The following is an 18,263-nucleotide window of genomic DNA, read 5'->3' as shown; positions in this document are numbered from 1 at the left end:
ACCCGTGTACGGCTCACCGGCCCGCGAAGTCGCTCCGGCGGTTACCGTGGCCGATCGGACCGTACCCGTGACCCAAGGACCACTGAAGGAACCATGCGCCGATCAGCCTCGCGACTCCGACTCACCCGCATCCTCGCCTGCGCAGCCGTACCGGTGATGCTCGCCGCCGCCGGCTGCTCGTCCGACTCCGGTGACAAGAGCGACGCCGACGGCTCCTCCACGAGCCCGAGCACCGCCCCCTCCCCGACCGTGGCGCCCGCCAAGTTCAGCGGACTCCCCGACCCCTGCAAGATGCTCGCCGTCAAGACGATCCAGTCGCTCGTCCCGAAGGTGAAGACCAAGGGCGGCACGGCCGGCACGACCAGCGACACCGCCGCCCGCGGCAGCTGCTCCTGGAACGGTCTGGACGACAAGGGTGTGAAGGGCTCGCAGTACCGCTGGCTCGACGTCTCCCTCATGCGGTACGACTCCGACGCGACGCTCGGCACCGGCGCCAAGCGCGCCGACGAGTACTACACGAAGGAGGTCTCCGGCGCGCAGGCCACGGAGGGCGCCAAGAACGTCAAGTCCGCCCCGGCCACCGGCGTCGGCGACCAGGCGACCACGGTCACGTACACGATCAAGAAGTCCAACGCGGACTTCTCGTACGCGACGATCGTGACCCGTACGGAGAACGTCGTCCTCACCCTCACCTACAACGGCGCGGGCCTCGCGGGCGCGAAGTCGCCGGGCGTCGCCGACATGACGGCCGACGCGGTGAAGGCCGCCAAGGAGGCCGTGACCGCGATCGCGGGCGGTGGCGGCAGCGCCGGGAACGACAGCGACAAGAAGGACGACAGCTCCGAGGGCGTCGGCGCGAGCCCCGACAACTCCTCGGCCAAGTCCGAGTAGTACGGCCGGTACGGGGGCGAGGGCGGACGGGGCGGGCGCGAGCCGCCGGGCTCCGGGCCGCCCCGGGCCCTCCCCCCACCGGGCCCACCACCCCCGCCGTACTATCCGTACACATGTGCCAGGCTCCACGTCAGGCGTCTTACCCGGCCCGCGGAACGGGTCGCATACGGGAGGGGATCGCGGGTGGCCGCGATGCAGCTGACACGCACACACCGGATACTCATCGGGGTCGTGGTCTTCGGCTCGGTGATCATCGCCGCGATCGGCTTCGCGGGTTCCTACGCCGCCGTACGTGAACTCGCCGAGGAGAAGGGCTTCGGGAAGTTCTCGCTGGTCTTCCCGATCGGCATCGACGCGGGCATCTGCGTCCTGCTCTCGCTCGACCTGCTCCTCACCTGGATGCGCATCCCCTTCCCCCTGCTGCGCCAGTCGGCCTGGCTCCTGACGGTCGCCACCATCGCGTTCAACGGCGCGGCGGCCTGGCCGGATCCGCTGGGCGTCGGGATGCACGCGGTGATCCCGCTCCTCTTCATCGTCTCCGTCGAGGCGGCGCGCCACGCGGTCGGCCGGATCGCGGACATCACCGCCGACAAGCACATGGAGGGCGTACGCCTCACCCGGTGGCTGCTGTCACCCATCCCCACGTTCATGCTGTGGCGCAGGATGAAGCTGTGGGAGCTGCGGTCGTACGAGCAGGTCATCAAGCTCGAACAGGACCGGCTCATCTACCAGTCACGCCTCCAGGCACGTTTCGGCCGCAACTGGCGCCGGAAGGCGCCCATCGAGGCGATGATGCCGCTGCGCCTCGCCAAGTACGGTGTGCCATTGGCCGATACGGCGCACGCGGGGCTGGCCGCTGCGGGCATCGAGCCCGTACTGCTGCCGCCCGCGCCGGAGCCGGTACGGCCGAAGCCGGTACGGGCGGCCGTGGCGGATTCCGTCCGCCCGGTGGCCGAACTCCCGCAGGCGCAGGACGAGATACCCGCCGGCCCCCCGCCCGCAGCGCAGGAGCAGGCGCAGGCGCAGCAGCCCACAGCTGCCCAGCCCACGCCTCAAGAGCAGATACAAGACCAACAGCAGGCCCAACAGGCCCAGCAGGCCCAACAGACACAGCAGCAGCCCCAGCAGACACAGCAGCAACAACAAGCTCAGCCGGCCCCCCAGCCCGCCGCCGCCCCCGATCCCCAGGTCAGCCCCTGGTTCGCCGCCCCGCTGGTCCAGGAGGCCGCGTACGAGGGCTCGTACAACCCGGCGTACAACCCGCCGAACGGCCCGACCAGCGACCCGACCAACGGCCCGGCGAACGACCCCGCCCAGGGCGTCAACCCCGAGGCCGGGACCGGGTCCGAGACCGGCCAGGTCCGGGTCCCCGCCGGCCCCGGCCGCAGCCGCGCGCTCGGCCGCGTACCGGGTCAGGGCCCGCAGCCGTCGCCCCAGCAGCCCCCGGACCAGCAGCAGCCGTACGCCGGTCCCGAGAACAGGCAGACGGCCGAGCGGACGGCGGCCATCGACGGCCCCGGCTCCACCACGGGTTCCTTCCCGGTCATGGGCCAGGATCCGCTCGACGAACTTCCCGTCCCCAACCTGCCCGACGGCGTGACCCGCGAAGAGGCGTATTTCAGCGCCTTCCGCAAGTACATCAGCGAGAACGGCGACTTCCCCAACGCGCGCCAGTTCGGCCTCTACCTGATGGATCTGTACGGCATCACCGGCCGTAACGGCGGTCCCCTGAGCGAGAATTCCCTGCGCACGTACCTCAGGAACTTCAAGGAGCGCTACACCGCCGAGATGGACAGCGAGTACATCGCCTGACCACCTGAGTCCCACGGCATCAGGAAGTAAACCTCCAGCAAAGAGATTCTTTTCGGGCACAACTGTTCCCAGGGGCCACCGGTCTGGACTGCCGGGTCAGGAGACCCGTCGACATCACCACTCCCCCCGGGATGCACTATGCGCATGCGTGCCACCGTCGCCGCCGTAGCCGCCGTGACCGGCGCCCTGGCCCTCTCCGGCCTCGTCGTTCCGGTGGCGTCCGCCGCCACCACCGCCGACCCCGTGGTCAGCAAGGGTGTCGTGAACGGCGGCAAGCCGATCGTGGTCAGTGCCACGACGGCCAAGAAGGTGACCGTTTCGATCACCGCCAGCCACTCCTCGGGCATCAAGGACGCGTTCATCGCCCTCTGGAAGGGCAAGAACATCGAGACGACCCAGGACGTCCTCGGTCCCAACGAGGATCACGCCACCTGCAAGGCGGCCAGTGCCACCACCTCAACCTGCACCATGACGATCACCCTCGCTCCCAAGGCGCTGTTCAACACGGACGCCACCACCTGGAAGCTCGCCGCCGACGTGGACGCCAAGAACGGCGCCACCGTCTCGGCGGACAACATCACCACCACCAAGATCCAGCGGGCCTCGCAGCTGACCGTGGCCGCGACCCCGAAGCCGGTGAAGAAGGGCAAGACCCTCACCGTCACCGGCAAGCTCTCCCGCGCCAACTGGGAGACCGGCAAGAACGCGGGCTACGGCACGCAGCCGGTGAAGCTCCAGTTCCGCAAGAAGGGCGCCACCGCCTACACCACCGTCAAGACGGTGAACACGGCCACCACGGGCGCCCTGAAGACCACCACCACCAAGACGACCGCCACCGGCTACTGGCGTTGGAGCTTCGCCGGTACGGCGAGCAGCCCGGCCGTCAACAGCGCGGACGTCCTGGTCTCGGTCAACTGACCGGAGCCCGACAGCAGACACGAACACGGAGGGCCCGGCCTCAGAACTGAAGCCGAGCCCTCCGTTTCATTCACACCCGAGCAACACACGCGAGCAATTCACACCCGAGCAATTCGCACCCGAGCAAGCGACCCCTCAGGCACCGAGCAGCTTCCGCACCCGGTCCGCCCCCACCGCCAGCAGCAGCGTGGGCAGCCGCGGCCCGGTGTCCCGGCCCACCAGCAGGCGGTAGAGCAGCGCGAAGAACGACCGCTGCGCGACCTTCAGCTCGGGCGTCGGCTTGGCGTCGGGCGCCAGGCCGGCCAGCACCTTCGGCACCCCGTAGACGAGCGTGGTCAGCCCGTCCAGCGACCAGTGGCTGTCCAGGCCGTCCGCCAGCAGCCGCAGCGACTGCCGCCCCTGCTCGTCCAGGGTCGCCAGCAGCTCCTGGTCAGGCTCGGCCCGTACGATCGTGCGCGCCTCGGCCGGCACCTGGCTGGTGATCCAGTTCTCCGCGCGGTCAAGACGCGGACGCGCCTCGTCGAGCGAGGTCAGCGGGTGCGCCGGGTCCAGCTCGCTGAGGATGCGCAGGGTCTGCTCCTCGGCACCCGCCGTGATGTCCGCGACCGAGGCCAGCGTGCGGTACGGCAGCGGGCGCGGCGTCCGGGGCAGCTCCCCGGCGGCCGTGCCGACGGCCCGGGAGTACGCGGCGGCGTCGGCCGGCAGGACGGAACCGTCGGCGACCTTGCGCTCCAGCGCGTCCCACTCGTCGTACAGCCGCTGGATCTCCTGGTCGAAGGCGATCTTGAACGACTGGTTGGGCCTGCGGCGCGCGTAGAGCCAGCGCAGCAGCGGCGCTTCCATGATCTTCAGCGCGTCGGCCGGGATGGGAACGCCGCCCTTGCTGGACGACATCTTCGCCATGCCGGAGATGCCCACGAAGGCGTACATCGGGCCGATCGGCTGTACGCCGTCGAAGATCTCGCGCACGATCTGGCCGCCGACGACGAACGAGGAGCCGGGCGAGGAGTGGTCGACGCCCGACGGCTCGAAGATCACGCCCTCGTACGCCCAGCGCATCGGCCAGTCGACCTTCCAGACCAGCTTGCCGCGGTTGAACTCGCTGAGCGCGACCGTCTCCGAGAAGCCGCAGTCGGCGCAGGTGTACGTCAGCTCCGTCGTCGCGTCGTCGTACGCGGTGACGGTGGTGAGGTCCTTGCCGCAGCCGCCGCAGTAGGGCTTGTACGGGAAGTAGCCGGCGCTGCCGCCGCTGCCGTCGTCCTCGGCGGCGGCGCCGGAGCCCTCGGCGGCCTCCAGCTCGGCTTCCTCGGGCTTCTTCTGGCTCTTGGCCTGTCCCTGTCCCTGTCCCTGTCCCTGGCCCTGGCCCTGGCCCTGTGTCTTCGCCTTGTCCTTCGTCCGGTACCGGTCGAGGATCCCGTCGATGTCCGCGCGGTGCTTCATCGCGTGCAGGATCTGCTCGCGGTAGACGCCCGCCGTGTACTGCTCGGTCTGGCTGATGCCGTCGTACGCGACACCCAGCTCGTCGAGCGCCTCGGCCATCGCGGCCTTGAAGTGCTCGGCCCAGTTCGGGTACGCGGAGCCGGCCGGGGCGGGCACGGACGTGAGCGGCTTGCCGATGTGCTCAGCCCAGGACGCGTCCGTACCGGGGACGCCCGCGGGCACCTTCCGGTAACGGTCGTAGTCGTCCCAGGAGATCAGGTGCCGGACCTCGTACCCGCGGCGGCGGATCTCGTCCGCGACCAGGTGCGGAGTCATGACCTCGCGGAGATTCCCCAGGTGAATGGGGCCGGAGGGGGAGAGTCCCGACGCGACCACCACAGGTTTGCCGGGGGCACGCCGCTCCGACTCGGCGATGACATCGTCCGCGAAACGGGAGACCCAGTCGGCCTCGGTGCTCGGAGCCACGATCGGCACGTCCTTCTTTCTTTCTCGTACGCCCAAACAAACCGGCGCCAGTCATTCTCCCAGGTACCCACGACGATGCGAAAACGGATTGAGCACGCATGGGATACTTGACAGATCTCACCTCGACCCCCGACAGGAACGGCTCACGCCCATGGCCCCGGTCATCTCCCTCGCTTCGACCGTCGATCAGCGCATCGCGGACGCCCTCTCGGCTGCCCTGCCGGAGGCCGGCGCCGCGGACCCGCTGCTGCGCCGAAGCGACCGGGCCGATTTCCAGGCCAACGGCATGCTGGCGCTCGCGAAGCGGCTCAAGGGCAATCCGCGTGAGCTGGCGACCCGGGTGGTCTCGGCGATCACCGCCCCCGAGCTGATCAAGGAGATCGAGGTCTCCGGACCCGGCTTCCTCAACATCACGCTCACCGACCGGGCGATCACCGAGACCCTGGCGGCCCGCGCGGCCGACGCGACCGGCCGGCTCGGCGTCGCGTACGCGGACCACCCGGGCACGACGGTGATCGACTACGCGCAGCCGAACGTGGCCAAGGAGATGCACGTCGGCCATCTGCGGTCCGCCGTGATCGGCGCGGCGATGGCGGAGATCCTGGAGTTCACCGGCGAGAAGGTGATCAGGCGCCACCACATCGGCGACTGGGGCACCCAGTTCGGCATGCTCGTCCAGTACCTGATCGAGCACCCGCACGAGCTGGACCACGAGGGCACCGAAGGCGCCGAAGGCGCCGAGGGCACCGTTTCCGGCGAGGAGGCGATGACCTCCCTCAACCGCCTCTACAAGGCGTCGCGGGCGCTCTTCGACTCCGACGAGGAGTTCAAGACGCGCTCCCGGGACCGGGTGGTGGCCCTCCAGGCGGGCGATCCGGAGACCCTCGCGCTCTGGCAGCGGTTCGTCGACGAGTCGAAGATCTACTTCTACTCGGTCTTCGACAAGCTCGACATGGAGATCCAGGACCCCGACGTCGTGGGCGAGTCCGGTTACAACGACATGCTGGAGGAGACCTGCCGGCTGCTGGAGGAGTCGGGCGTCGCCGTCCGCTCCGAGGGCGCGCTCTGTGTCTTCTTCGACGACGTCAAGGGCCCGGACGGCAACCCCGTACCGCTGATCGTCAAGAAGACGAACGGCGGCTACGGCTACGCGGCCACCGACCTCTCCGCGATCCGCGACCGGGTCGGGAACCTCGGCGCGTCGACCCTGCTGTACGTGGTCGACGCCCGCCAGTCGCTGCACTTCAAGATGGTCTTCGAGACCGCCCGCCGGGCCGGCTGGCTGAGCGACGAGGTCAACGCCGTCCAGCTCGCGTTCGGTACGGTCCTGGGCAAGGACGGCAAGCCGTTCAAGACGCGCGAGGGCGAGACCGTACGGCTGGTGGACCTGCTCGACGAGGCGGTCGAGCGGGCGACGGCGGTCGTCCGTGAGAAGTCCGAGAAGATCGGCCTCGGTGAGGACGAGATCGCCGAACGCGGCGGCCAGGTGGGCATCGGCGCGGTGAAGTACGCCGACCTGTCGACGTCCGCCGCCCGGGACTACAAGTTCGACCTGGACCAGATGGTGTCGCTGAACGGCGACACGTCCGTCTACATCCAGTACGCGTACGCCCGTATCCAGTCGATCCTGCGCAGGGCGGGCGAGACGGCGGGCAGCGCGACCCCGCTCGCCCACCCGGAGCTGCCCCTGGCCCCGGCCGAGCGTGCGCTCGGGCTCCACCTCGACCAGCTCGGCGAGGTGCTGGCCGAGGTCGCGGCGGCGTACGAACCGCACAAGCTGACCGCGTACCTCTACCAGCTGGCGTCGCTCTACACGACGTTCTACGACCAGTGCCATGTGCTCAGCGACGAGAACGCGCCGGAGGTCGTGGAGAACCGTCTCTTCCTCTGCGACCTGACCGCACGCACGCTCCGGCAGGGCCTGGCGCTGCTGGGGATCCAGACGCCCGCGCGGCTGTGACAGCCTCGTAACACTACGTAGCAGAGAGCCCCCGGTGCGGTTGTCGCGGTTGTCGCACCGGGGGCTTCTCCGTTGCCCTGGCCGACAGGCCATCACGGCCACCGCGGCCCTCGCCGGCGGCCTCACCGCCTGTGACGGCGACGACGTCGCTGCGGCCACCCCGTCGGCCTCGGCCTCGGCCACGGGCAGCTCCGACTCGCCGTCGCGGTCAAGCTCCCGGGCCGATCCACGTCGAGAACCCCACCGTCGTCAACTGGTACGCCAACGCCGGCGCCGCCATCCCCCCGTACAAGGGCTTCACCACGTCGTAATCACCGGCCCGAGCGTTTCTCGGCGGCGGCGGGGATACGGAGCCGGTTCCCGCCGCATGCTTCCATGACCCGATGAACACTTCGGCCACGCCCGCCGCCTCCCTCCCCACCACCTCCCTCCCCGCCGCCGTCCCGGTCCGGCTTCCCGTCCTGCACTGGGGCCGGCCCGACGCGTCGCGCCGCGCCCTGCTGCTCCACGGGCTGACGTCATCGGGCGCGTGCTGGTGGCGCGTGGCGGACGAACTGGCCGAGGCGGGCTGGTCGGTGACCGCCCCCGACCTCCGCGGCCACGGCCACGCGCCCCGGACCCGGCGCTACGACATCGCGAGCTTCGTCGCCGACGTCACGCCGATCACTCCGTACGACGGCGGCGCCTGGGACCTGGTCGTCGGCCACTCCCTGGGCGGCGCGGTCGCCACCGCCGCGGCGAGCGCCGAGCCCGGCTGGGCGGACCGGCTGCTGCTGGTGGACCCGGCGCTCACCATCGCCGGCGAGCTGAACGAGGCCATGCTCCAGGCCATGATCGCCGAACTGGACGCCACCCCGGAGGCCCTGCGCGCGGCCAACCCGGCCTGGCACCCGGAAGACGCCACGCTGAAGGCCGCGGCTGCCGCGCTGACCAGCCCGCACGTCGTCGACAGCATCCTGCGGCAGAACATCCCCTGGTCGTACGAGCAGGCCCTGACCGCCTACCCCCACCCCGCCACCGTCCTCGCCGCCGACCCCGCCCGCTACCCGGCCTTCACCGCCGAGGAGGGCCGCCGGGTGGCGAGCGCCAAGAAGGACTTCGCCTGGTCGGTGGTGGAGGGCGCGGGCCACTCCGTCCACCGCGACAACCCGGCGGCGGTCATCGCCGCGGCCCTGGCCGAGCCGCAGCTCGGCGCCGGGGGTCGGTCGGGGCGAGCCGGGGCGAGTGTGCACGTGGGGCCGCCCCTCCTGCTGTGAGTTTCGCGTCTCCGGAACAGGAGTAAAGGGCGCTCCTGCGTCGCGTCGCTGCGCGATGGGCTGCCGCCCACCCTTGACACCTGCCCCGGAGCCGCAAGCGCGGCTTGTTGGGAGGGGCGGCCGGGTGGGAGGGGGTTGCCCAGGGGGTGCCCGGGAGTACCACTCGGCTCAGGGGCCGGCGGGCCGGTGAACCCTGCGGGGCTGCGCACTCCTTGAATGGGGCTGCCCGGCTCGTCTCGGCGGCTGACGGCCGCCCGTTTACTCAGACTCATGCCCCGCTGGTCACCGAGTGTGGGTAGTGGGGTTACTGGGATGTGTGTGGCGACAAGTGGACCCCTGAAGGCCGTCCATGTGTCGTGGAGTGCCCCTAACGCACCTGAGGACACATGTGCCGCCCGAGAAGACCCCCAACAGCCCGTCAAAACGGTCCATACAGGACAGGCGGGTGGGGTCGGGTGGCCCGAGGGCCCGGCCGGGCAGCAGAACCCGTCCGCCTTCCGGGCACCACAGCGCAACGGTGCCCAGCGGGGCATGAGTCGCAACCAACAACGGACCGCCGGCCGCCGAGCCGGTGTCGGACCGCCCCATTCCACTGCTGCGCAGCCCCGCAGGGCCTACCGGCCCGCCGGACCCTGAGCCGACCGGCAGCACAGCGCACCCCCCCTGGGCCCCCTCCCCCCGGCCGCCCCTCCCTCATCCGCACACGCGCCGGAAGGGGAGGTGTCAAGGGCGGAGCGCAGCGGAGTCGGCGCAGCCGACGCGACGTCAGGAGCGCCCTTTACACCTCCCCTGGAGGCGCGACACTGACAAGAGGAGGGGCGGCCCCACACCCCACGCTCGCTCCGGGCCCATGGTCACGCCTGCCGGACAACACCTCTGGCTCGACACACCTGACCGTCCGCTCTGACGTCGAACTCGCACCACACGATCTTCCCGGGATCGCGCTCGCCGACACCCCAGATGTCGGCGAGCGCCTCCACAAGCAGCAGCCCACGCCCCGACTCCGCCGCCTCGGCTGCCTCCTCGCCGGCCACCGCGCCGCCCGGCGCGCTCACCCGGGGCTGCCCGCCGCCGCTGTCATGGACCTCGATTCGCAGCGGCCCGTCCGCGCACCACCACAGCCGCAGCAGAAACCCGCGCCCCGGCGGTACGCCATGGACGAGCGCGTTGGTGGTCAACTCGCTGACACAGAGCAGCACATCGTCCAGCCGCGCGCCAAGGCCCCACTCCTCCGCAGCGGCACGGACAAACTCCCTGGCGGCGGGCACGGACTGACGCTCACGCCGATAGAAACGCTCACGCAGCAGATGGTGTTGCATCGTCTCGTTCACGAGACGAGTGTCACTGTGAGTGATTAGAGTGGTGCAGTGCGTGGACCCGTACATCGAAACTGTACGGGCGGCTGCGCGTGACGTACGGGTGAGGAAGGGGAGTTGGAGAGTCATGCACCCCAGAAAACGGCCGCGCAAGAACGCGTCGGCGATGAAGCTCGTAGGCAAACTGGTGGCCCGGTTCCGCGAGGCAGCGGGGCTCACGCAGCGAGAGCTGGCCGAGCGGTTGAACGCGCACGAGGAGACGATCGCCTCCATCGAGCAGGGCAGAAGGCCGCTCAAGCCGGACATGGCGGAAGCGATGGACAGGCTGCTGGAGACGAAGCGGGCGCTGGAGACGGCGGTGGAGAACATGCCGGAGATCGATCTGATCCCGGCGTGGGCGGAGCAGTACATGGACCTGGAGAGCGAGGCGATCGCGCTGTCCTGGTTCGAGAACCAGGTGCTGCCGGGGCTGCTCCAGACGAAGAACTACGCGCGCGCGGTCTTCCGAACCGAGGTCCCCACACTCGACAAAGATGAAATTGATGTAAAGGCCACAGCCCGCCTGGACCGCCAGAAGATCTTGCACCGCAAGGTTCCCCTGATGGCGAGCTTCATCATCTCCGAGGCCGTTCTGATCGACCGCCTTGGCGGCAATGAGGTATACCGGGAAACTCTGCGCCACGTCCGCACCTGCGCCGACCTCCCCGGTGTAAGTCTCCAGGTCATGCCCCTCGGCCGACAGTCGCACGCCGGGCTCTCCGGGCCTTTCATCCTTCTGGAAACCCCCGACCACCAGCACCTCGCCTACGCCGAGACTCAACGCGGCAGCCTTCTCATTTCCACCCCGGACGACGTGAGTATCGTCAGCCGGAAATATGCGATGCTGCGAACTCAAGCCCTCAACCCCGAGGAAACCAAGGGCCTGTTGGACCGCCTGCTAGGAGAAGCATGAGCACCGCACTGGAATGGTTCAAATCCACTTACAGCACGGAACAGGGCGGCGCCTGCCTCGAAGTCGCCTACGCCTGGCGCAAGTCCAGCCACAGCGGCAGCGACGGCGGCGAGTGCCTGGAGATGGCCGCCCACCCCGCCGCCGTACACATCCGGGACTCCAAGGTCCCCGGCGGCCCGATACTGACCCTCGCCCCCACCACCTGGGCCGCCTTCACCGGACACATCACCACACACTGAACGCAAGTCCGACACGCGAGGCCAACTACCGTTACACAGAGCCCTGTTGGCGAGACAGAACCAAGACATTCACGAGATCATTTCAAGAACACATCGACCATAAAGTTGACGTTGTCAGCAGCTCACACCGCAGCTCACACCGCAGCCAACAAGTCGATGGAGATCTCCCATGCGTTCGCGTCTCGCCACCCGTTCCACCCGCGTCATCCTCGCCGTCGCCACCACCGTGGCACTCGGCGCCGGTCTCACCGCGTGTGACGACGAGGACCTCGCCGCGGGCGGCTCCGGCGGCGCCGCGGCCTCGTCCACGGGCGGCTCTGGCGGCGGCTCGGCCGACAAGGGCGGCGCCAACGGCGACAACGCCGCGGACAAGGGCACGGACAAGGGCGTCGGACAGTCCTGCGGCGCCAACGACCTGGACCTGAAGATCACCGATGCCGACGGCGGCCACTACCTCATCACCGCCAAGGCGAAGTCGGGCATCACCTGCCAGCTGAGTGACACCGTCGCGGTCGTCTCCTACGGCTCCGGCGAGAAGAGCAGCGCCTACCCGACCGATCTGATGGCGAAGCCCGGCCCCGGCTCCATCACTCTCTCCGGCTCCAGCGAGGCATTCGCCACCCTCGTGACCAACTCCGAAAGGGCCGAGGGGGCACCGGAGTTCAAGCAGGTGAAGTTCGCCGTCAGCGACGAGGACGCCACCCCCGTCTCCGTCGACCTGCCCAAGTCGGCCGACTTCTCCGACCCCGTCGTCACGCAGTGGTACACCACCGCCTCCGACGCCGCCGTCATGGCCAACTGACGCGCCCCCTGTGTACCCCCCACGGCGGGTGTCCGGCTGTCGCATGAGAGTGCAACCGCCTCATACGACAGCCGGACACCCGCCGCACAGCTGTCCCGGCTCAGAGCCGGCGCGCGGCCTCCGTCGCCCAGTACGTCAGGATCATGCTCGCGCCCGCGCGCTTGATGCTCGTCAGGGTCTCCAGGATCGCCGCGTCGCGGTCGATCCAGCCCTTCTCCGCCGCGGCCTCGACCATCGCGTACTCACCGGAGATCTGGTACGCGGCGACCGGCACGCTCGTCTCGGCCGCGATGCGCGACACGATGTCGAGGTACGGCAGGGCCGGCTTGACCATGACCATGTCGGCGCCCTCTCCGAGGTCGAGCGCCAGCTCCCGCAGGGACTCCTGGACGCTGCCGGCCGGGTCCTGCTGGTAGGTCTTGCGGTCGCCCGTCAGCGACGAGCCGACGGCCTCCCGGAACGGTCCGTAGAACGCCGACGAGAACTTGGCGGTGTACGCGAGGATCGCCACGTCGTCGCGGCCGATCGTGTCGAGCGCGTCGCGGACCACGCCGATCTGGCCGTCCATCATTCCGCTGGGGCCCACCACGTCGACGCCCGCGTCGGCCTGGACCTGCGCCATCTCGGCGTACCGCTCCAGCGTGGCGTCGTTGTCGACCCGGCCCCGGGCGTCCAGCACCCCACAGTGGCCGTGGTCGGTGAACTCGTCGAGGCACAGGTCGGACATGATCAGCAGCTCGTCGCCGGCCTCCGCCCGCACCGCGCGGATCCCGGCCTGGAGGATGCCGTCCGGGTCGGTGCCCGCCGTACCCGTCGCGTCCTTCTTGTCGTCCTCGGGGACGCCGAAGAGCATGATCCCGGAGACCCCGGCCTCGACCGCCTCAGCCGCCGCCTTCCGCAGCGAGTCCAGCGTGTGCTGGACGACACCGGGCATCGCGGAGACCGGCACGGGCGCGCCGATCCCCTCCCGTACGAACGCGGGCAGGATCAGATCGGCCGGGTGGACCCGGGTCTCGGCCACCATCCGCCGCAGCACCGGGTTGGCCCGCAGCCGCCGGGGACGGGAGCCGGGAAAGGAACCGTACGCAGTCATCCTTCGACGATAGACCCGGTCATACCATGCGCTTGCCGACAGCGAGACCGGAAACGCGCACCGGAAACGCCAGAGGGGCCCCACCGCTTCCCCAGCGGCGGAACCCCTCCATCAGCTCACGTAACCGACCCCGGGCGCTCAGGTCGTCGTACGCCTTCTGCGACTGCCCGGGCGGCGCTCGCTCGGGCGAGTGACCGTTTCACCGGCCTCCTTCGCCGCCTCCCGGCGCTGCGCGCCGAACGCGGCCAGCGCCTCCGCCAGCTTGTGCACGGACGGCTCGGGCGCGAGGACGTCGACGCGCAGGCCGTGCTCCTCGGCGGTCTTGGCCGTCGCCGGGCCGATGCAGGCGATGACCGTCACGTTGTGCGGCTTGCCCGCGATCCCGACCAGGTTCCGTACGGTCGAGGACGAGGTGAAGAGCACGGCGTCGAAGCCGCCGCCCTTGATCGCCTCGCGGGTCTCGGCAGGCGGCGGCGAGGCGCGCACCGTGCGGTACGCGGTGACGTCGTCGACCTCCCAGCCCAGCTCGATCAGGCCCGCCACCAGCGTCTCGGTGGCGATGTCGGCGCGCGGCAGGAACACCCGGTCGATCGGGTCGAAGACCGGGTCGTACGGCGGCCAGTCCTCCAGGAGCCCGGCCGCGGACTGCTCCCCGGAGGGGACGAGGTCGGGCTTCACGCCGAAGTCGATCAGCGAGGCGGCCGTCTGCTCGCCGACCGCGGCGACCTTGATCCCGGCGAAGGCGCGGGCGTCGAGCCCGTACTCCTCGAACTTCTCCCGCACCGCCTTGACGGCGTTGACCGAGGTGAAGGCGATCCACTCGTACCGCCCCGTGACCAGGCCCTTGACGGCCCGCTCCATCTGCTGGGGCGTACGCGGCGGCTCGACCGCGATGGTCGGCACCTCGTGCGGTACCGCGCCGTACGACCTGAGCTGGTCGGAGAGCGACGCGGCCTGCTCCTTGGTGCGCGGGACGAGAACCTTCCAGCCGAAGAGCGGCTTGGACTCGAACCACGCGAGCTGGTCGCGCTGGGCTGCCGCGCTGCGCTCGCCGACCACGGCTATGACGGGCCGGTGTCCCTCCGGGGAGGGCAGCACCTTCGCCTGCTTGAGGATCTGGGCGATGGTGCCGAGCGTGGCGTTCCAGGTGCGCTGGCGGGTGGTGGTGCCCGCGACGGTGACGGTCAGCGGGGTGTCCGGTTTACGGCCGGCCGCGACCAGCTCACCGGCGGCGCCGGCGACCGTCTCCAGCGTGGCGGTGACCACGACCGTGCCGTCGCTGGCGCCGATCTCGGCCCAGCAGCGGTCATTGGCCGTCCTGGCGTCGACGAACCGTACGTCCGCGCCCTGGGCGTCGCGCAGCGGCACTCCGGCGTACGCCGGCACACCGACCGCGGCGGCGACGCCCGGAACGACCTCGAAGGGGATGCCGGCGACGGCGCAGGCCAGCATCTCGGTGCCCGCGTCACCGTCCAGCCCCGGGTCGCCCGTGACCGCACGGACCACCCGCCTGCCGCCCCGCGCGGCCTCCATGACAATATTGGCCGCATCCCGGATCGCGGGGATCCCGGCGGCTGCTGACACATCGTCCACAACCGTCAGCGCGGGGGTGCTCACACCCGCCCTCGCATGGCTCCGTACGACCTCGAGCACATCAGGCTCGGCGATCAGTACGTCAGCACCCGCGAGCGCCTCGACGGCGCGGAGTGTCAGCAGACCCGGATCTCCGGGTCCGGCACCTAGGAAGGTGACGTGCCCCGATGCGGAGCAGGCCGGAAGGTCAGAGGTGGTGGGGCTCAAAGTGCTCGCTCCCCCATAAGACCGGCCGCACCCTTGGCGAGCATCTCGGACGCGAGTTCGCGCCCGAGCGCGGACGCGTCGCTGTGCGACGTGGGTACGGGACCGGTGGTGGACAGCTGCACCAGCGTCGAGCCGTCGGTCGTGCCGACGACGCCGCGCAGGCGCATTTCGTTGACAACCTGTCCGTCGGCCAGCAGGTCGGCCAGTGCACCCACAGGTGCGCTGCAACCGGCCTCCAGGGCGGCGAGCAGGGAACGCTCGGCGGTCACGGCGACCCGGGTGTACGGGTCGTCGAGTTCCGCGAGCACAGCGGCGAGGTCCACGTTGACCGCGGCGCACTCGACAGCCAGCGCCCCCTGGCCGGGGGCGGGCAGCACGGCGTCGACCGACAGGAACTCGGTCACCTCGTCCGTTCTGCCGATGCGGTGGAGCCCGGCGGCGGCGAGCACGACGGCGTCGAGCTCCCCGCTCCGGACGTAGCCGATACGCGTGTCGATGTTCCCGCGGATCGGTACGGTCTGTATGGCGCGGCCGTGGCCGCGCGCGTACGCGTTGAGCTGGGCCATCCGGCGCGGCGACCCCGTTCCGACGCGGGCACCGTCGGGCAGCTGCTCGAAGGTCAGCCCGTCGCGGGCGACCAGCGCGTCCCGCGGGTCCTCCCGGCGCGGCACGGCGGCCAGCGTCAGGTTGTCGGGCTGCGTGGTCGGCAGGTCCTTCAGGGAGTGCACGGCGAAGTCGACCTCGCCGGCGAGCAGTGCGTCGCGCAGCGCGGTGACAAAGACGCCCGTGCCGCCGATCTGCGCGAGATGCTCGCGGGAGGTGTCGCCGTACGTGGTGATCTCGACCAGCTCGACCGGGCGGCCGGTCAGTTCACTCACCGCCTGTGCCACCTGCCCGGACTGGGCCATGGCGAGCTTGCTGCGTCTGGTGCCGAGCCTCAGGGGCCGCTCGGACCCCAGGACCCTCTCGGGCCTCGAAGCCCGCTCGGACCTCAGTGCCTTCTCGGTCATACTCGCCCTCTGCCTACACCGTCGGTGTCATTCAGGTCGGCCCGGCTGACGGCGGCGACCGTCTGCGGGTCGAGGTCGAAGAGTTCGCGCAGCGCGTCCGCGTACCCGGCGCCGCCGGGTTCGCTGGCGAGCTGCTTGACCCGCACGGTGGGCGCGTGCAGGAGTTTGTCGACAACGCGGCGGACGGTCCTGGTGACCTCGGCCCGCTGTTTCTCGTCAAGATCGGGGAGCCTGCCTTCGAGGCGCGCGACCTCGCTGCTCACCACGTCGGCGGCCATGGCGCGCAGGGCGACCACGGTCGGTGTGATGTGCGCGGCGCGCTGAGCGGCGCCGAAGGCGGCCACCTCGTCGGAGACGATGGTTCTGACCTGGTCGACGTCGGTGGCCATCGGCGCGTCGGCGGACGCCTCGGCCAGCGTCTCTATGTCCACGAACCGGACGCCGCCCAGGCGGTGTACGGCGGCGTCGATGTCCCGGGGCATCGCCAGGTCGAGCAGGGCGAGCGGGGTCCGGCGCCCGTGCAGGGCGGTCTCGACTGCGTCGGCGGTCAGCACCAGGCCGGTCGAGCCGGTGCAGGACACGACGACGTCCGCGCGGGCCAGTTCGGCGTCGAGGGCGCTCATGTCCACGGCGCGCGCGCTCACGCCGGGGGCGGCGTCCGCGGCGGCCGTCCGGTGACGGAGGGGGCCGTGCTGCTGGTTGAGGATCTCCACGAGCCGGTCGGCGCGCGCGGGGGTGCGGTTGGCGACGACGATCTCCCGTACGCCGACGCGTGCGAGCGTCGCTGCGGCCAGCGAGGACATCGAGCCGGCGCCGATCACCAGCGCGCGCCGGTCCTTGGCCCAGGCCTCGACGGCGGTGCCGGCGGCGAGCTGCTCCAGGCCGAAGGTGACCAGGGACTGCCCGGCCCGGTCGATGCCGGTCTCACTGTGGGCCCGTTTGCCGACGCGCAGCGCCTGCTGGAAGAGGTCGTTGAGGAGCCGGCCCGCGCTGTGCAGTTCCTGCCCGAGCGCGAGCGCGTCCTTGATCTGGCCGAGGACCTGGCCCTCGCCGACGACCATCGAGTCCAGGCCGCAGGCCACCGAGAAGAGGTGGTGGACGGCGCGGTCCTCGTAGTGCACATAGAGATAAGGGGTCAGCTCGTCGAGCCCGACGCCGCTGTGCCGGGCGAGGAGCGTGGACAGCTCGGCGACACCGGCGTGGAACTTGTCGACGTCGGCGTACAGCTCGATGCGGTTGCAGGTGGCGAGGACGGCGGCCTCGGTCGCGGGCTCCGCGGCGAGGGTGTCCTGCACCAGCTTGATCTGTGAGTCGGTGGGCAGCGACGCGCGCTCCAGCAGGCTCACCGGCGCGCTGCGATGGCTCAGTCCGACGACCAGGATGCTCATGCCGGCATCACCGCGGGGACGTCCCCGTCGGGTCCTTTCCGGCTCGCGGCGGCGCCCGTGCCCGCGCCCGGATCGGGATCCAGGACGGGGAGGGTGACGGCGGCGGGTGCCGGGGCGGACGCGGCCTCGGCCGCCGCCCCTTCGCCGGCCTTGCGCTGCTCGTGGAAGGCGAGGATCTGGAGCTCGATGGAGAGGTCGACCTTGCGTACGTCCACGCCGTCGGGCACGGACAGCACGGTCGGCGCGAAGTTGAGGATCGAGGTGACCCCGGCGGCGACCAGCCGTTCGCAGACCTGCTGGGCGGCGCCCGCGGGGGTCGCGATGACCCCGATCGAGACACCGTTGTCGGTGATGATCTTCTCCAGCTCGTCCGTGTGCTGGACGGCGATACCCGCGACCGGCTTGCCCGCCATCGCGGGATCGGCGTCTATCAGCGCGGCGACCCGGAAGCCGCGGGACGCGAACCCGCCGTAGTTGGCAAGCGCGGCACCGAGGTTACCGATACCGACGATCACGACCGGCCAGTCCTGGGTCAGCCCCAGCTCGCGGGAGATCTGGTAGACGAGGTACTCGACGTCGTAGCCGACACCCCGGGTCCCGTAGGAGCCGAGGTACGAGAAGTCCTTGCGCAGCTTCGCGGAGTTGACCCCGGCCGCGGTCGCGAGTTCCTCGGAGGAGACCGTGGGCACGGAGCGCTCGGAGAGAGCGGTCAGCGCCCGCAGGTACAGCGGAAGCCGGGCGACGGTGGCCTCGGGGATTCCTCGGCTACGGGTCGCCGGTCGGTGAGTTCGGCCAGTTGCCACGGTGCTCCTGCGGGATGAGCGGGGCTGTAGGCGGCCGTATGTCCCAGGACCGCCCCGTCCCCTGCAGGCTATGTCTTTGTGAACGCGTGCACAAAGATGGTGTCCGCTTTGTCCGAGC

Annotated in this window: 15 protein-coding genes; 8 read left to right on the top strand and 7 right to left on the bottom strand. The window is 70.5% G+C overall.

The features are described 5' to 3' along the window. Positions 1-93: 93 nt before the first annotated feature. The 3 genes from AB0389_RS02515 to AB0389_RS02505 all read left to right on the top strand — a co-directional run bounded on the left by AB0389_RS02515 (position 94) and on the right by AB0389_RS02505 (position 3,621). Positions 94-891 carry a DUF3558 domain-containing protein gene (locus AB0389_RS02515; protein WP_366393468.1) on the top strand — a complete coding sequence of 266 codons (798 nt, stop codon included), beginning with the start codon at positions 94-96 and terminating at the stop codon, positions 889-891. Positions 892-1,074: 183 nt separating this feature from the next. Next, positions 1,075-2,703: a DUF2637 domain-containing protein gene (locus tag AB0389_RS02510; RefSeq protein ID WP_366393467.1), complete on the top strand. Its 1,629-nt coding sequence runs from the start codon at positions 1,075-1,077 to the stop codon at positions 2,701-2,703. Between the two features lie 138 nt (positions 2,704-2,841). Next, positions 2,842-3,621, top strand: coding sequence for a DUF5707 domain-containing protein (locus AB0389_RS02505; protein ID WP_366393466.1), 780 nt, complete (start codon positions 2,842-2,844; stop codon positions 3,619-3,621). Between the two features lie 135 nt (positions 3,622-3,756). Here AB0389_RS02505 and lysS read toward each other — a convergent pair whose 3' ends face one another. Then, positions 3,757-5,535 carry a lysine--tRNA ligase gene (gene lysS / locus AB0389_RS02500; protein ID WP_366393465.1) on the bottom strand — a complete coding sequence of 593 codons (1,779 nt, stop codon included), beginning with the start codon at positions 5,533-5,535 and terminating at the stop codon, positions 3,757-3,759. A gap of 142 nt (positions 5,536-5,677) precedes the next feature. On the opposite strand from lysS, the gene argS reads away from it, so the two are divergent. Both argS and AB0389_RS02490 read left to right on the top strand, forming a co-directional pair. Then, positions 5,678-7,486: an arginine--tRNA ligase gene (gene argS, locus AB0389_RS02495; protein WP_366393464.1), complete on the top strand. Its 1,809-nt coding sequence runs from the start codon at positions 5,678-5,680 to the stop codon at positions 7,484-7,486. Positions 7,487-7,869: 383 nt separating this feature from the next. Further along, positions 7,870-8,742 carry an alpha/beta hydrolase gene (locus AB0389_RS02490; protein ID WP_366393463.1) on the top strand — a complete coding sequence of 291 codons (873 nt, stop codon included), beginning with the start codon at positions 7,870-7,872 and terminating at the stop codon, positions 8,740-8,742. Between the two features lie 854 nt (positions 8,743-9,596). Here the strand turns inward: AB0389_RS02490 and AB0389_RS02485 are convergent. Beyond that, positions 9,597-10,061, bottom strand: coding sequence for an ATP-binding protein (locus tag AB0389_RS02485; RefSeq protein ID WP_366393752.1), 465 nt, complete (start codon positions 10,059-10,061; stop codon positions 9,597-9,599). Between the two features lie 124 nt (positions 10,062-10,185). Here AB0389_RS02485 and AB0389_RS02480 point away from each other — a divergent pair, with 124 nt between their 5' ends. The 3 genes from AB0389_RS02480 (at position 10,186) to AB0389_RS02470 (ending at position 12,051) form a co-directional block, all read left to right on the top strand. Then, positions 10,186-11,010, top strand: a complete 825-nt coding sequence (locus AB0389_RS02480) for a helix-turn-helix transcriptional regulator (protein WP_366393462.1) — start codon at positions 10,186-10,188, stop codon at positions 11,008-11,010. Further along, positions 11,007-11,249 carry a DUF397 domain-containing protein gene (locus AB0389_RS02475; RefSeq protein ID WP_366393461.1) on the top strand — a complete coding sequence of 81 codons (243 nt, stop codon included), beginning with the start codon at positions 11,007-11,009 and terminating at the stop codon, positions 11,247-11,249. Before AB0389_RS02480 ends, AB0389_RS02475 begins: the two co-directional genes overlap by 4 nt. 169 nt (positions 11,250-11,418) lie before the next feature. Continuing rightward, entirely contained in the window at positions 11,419-12,051 is a 633-nt protein-coding gene (locus tag AB0389_RS02470) for a DUF4232 domain-containing protein (protein ID WP_366393460.1), read from the top strand. 100 nt (positions 12,052-12,151) lie between these two features. Here the strand turns inward: AB0389_RS02470 and hemB are convergent, their stop codons facing one another. The 5 genes from hemB to AB0389_RS02445 form a co-directional block, all read right to left on the bottom strand. Continuing rightward, positions 12,152-13,144, bottom strand: coding sequence for a porphobilinogen synthase (gene hemB, locus AB0389_RS02465; protein ID WP_366393459.1), 993 nt, complete (start codon positions 13,142-13,144; stop codon positions 12,152-12,154). Between the two features lie 138 nt (positions 13,145-13,282). Then, on the bottom strand, positions 13,283-14,944 hold the full coding sequence (locus AB0389_RS02460; RefSeq protein ID WP_366393458.1) for a bifunctional uroporphyrinogen-III C-methyltransferase/uroporphyrinogen-III synthase: 1,662 nt from the start codon (positions 14,942-14,944) through the stop codon (positions 13,283-13,285). Then, positions 14,941-15,954, bottom strand: a complete 1,014-nt coding sequence (gene hemC / locus AB0389_RS02455; RefSeq protein WP_366393457.1) for a hydroxymethylbilane synthase — start codon at positions 15,952-15,954, stop codon at positions 14,941-14,943. Before hemC ends, AB0389_RS02460 begins: the two co-directional genes overlap by 4 nt. Beyond that, positions 15,951-17,342, bottom strand: coding sequence for a glutamyl-tRNA reductase (locus AB0389_RS02450; protein ID WP_366393456.1), 1,392 nt, complete (start codon positions 17,340-17,342; stop codon positions 15,951-15,953). The genes hemC and AB0389_RS02450 overlap by 4 nt, the downstream gene beginning before the upstream one ends. Continuing rightward, positions 17,339-18,145, bottom strand: a complete 807-nt coding sequence (locus AB0389_RS02445; protein ID WP_366393455.1) for a redox-sensing transcriptional repressor Rex — start codon at positions 18,143-18,145, stop codon at positions 17,339-17,341. Before AB0389_RS02445 ends, AB0389_RS02450 begins: the two co-directional genes overlap by 4 nt. Positions 18,146-18,263 lie beyond the last annotated feature (118 nt).

Source organism: Streptomyces sp. NPDC093109, assembly GCF_040701725.1.
Lineage (GTDB): Bacteria > Actinomycetota > Actinomycetes > Streptomycetales > Streptomycetaceae > Streptomyces.
The sequence above is the reverse complement of the archived record's forward strand: the minus strand, read 5'-3'. Positions and strand labels throughout refer to the sequence as shown.

Bases quoted from the DNA above. Each gene is read 5' to 3' on its own strand.
- AB0389_RS02515 (WP_366393468.1), top strand. From the start codon at position 94: ATGCGCCGATCAGCCTCGCGACTCCGACTCACCCGCATCCTCGCCTGC.
- AB0389_RS02505 (WP_366393466.1), top strand. From the start codon at position 2,842: ATGCGCATGCGTGCCACCGTCGCCGCCGTAGCCGCCGTGACCGGCGCC.
- argS (WP_366393464.1), top strand. From the start codon at position 5,678: ATGGCCCCGGTCATCTCCCTCGCTTCGACCGTCGATCAGCGCATCGCG.
- AB0389_RS02490 (WP_366393463.1), top strand. From the start codon at position 7,870: ATGAACACTTCGGCCACGCCCGCCGCCTCCCTCCCCACCACCTCCCTC.
- AB0389_RS02485 (WP_366393752.1), bottom strand. From the start codon at position 10,061: ATGCAACACCATCTGCTGCGTGAGCGTTTCTATCGGCGTGAGCGTCAG.
- AB0389_RS02480 (WP_366393462.1), top strand. From the start codon at position 10,186: ATGCACCCCAGAAAACGGCCGCGCAAGAACGCGTCGGCGATGAAGCTC.
- AB0389_RS02475 (WP_366393461.1), top strand. From the start codon at position 11,007: ATGAGCACCGCACTGGAATGGTTCAAATCCACTTACAGCACGGAACAG.
- AB0389_RS02470 (WP_366393460.1), top strand. From the start codon at position 11,419: ATGCGTTCGCGTCTCGCCACCCGTTCCACCCGCGTCATCCTCGCCGTC.
- hemB (WP_366393459.1), bottom strand. From the start codon at position 13,144: ATGACTGCGTACGGTTCCTTTCCCGGCTCCCGTCCCCGGCGGCTGCGG.
- hemC (WP_366393457.1), bottom strand. From the start codon at position 15,954: ATGACCGAGAAGGCACTGAGGTCCGAGCGGGCTTCGAGGCCCGAGAGG.
- AB0389_RS02450 (WP_366393456.1), bottom strand. From the start codon at position 17,342: ATGAGCATCCTGGTCGTCGGACTGAGCCATCGCAGCGCGCCGGTGAGC.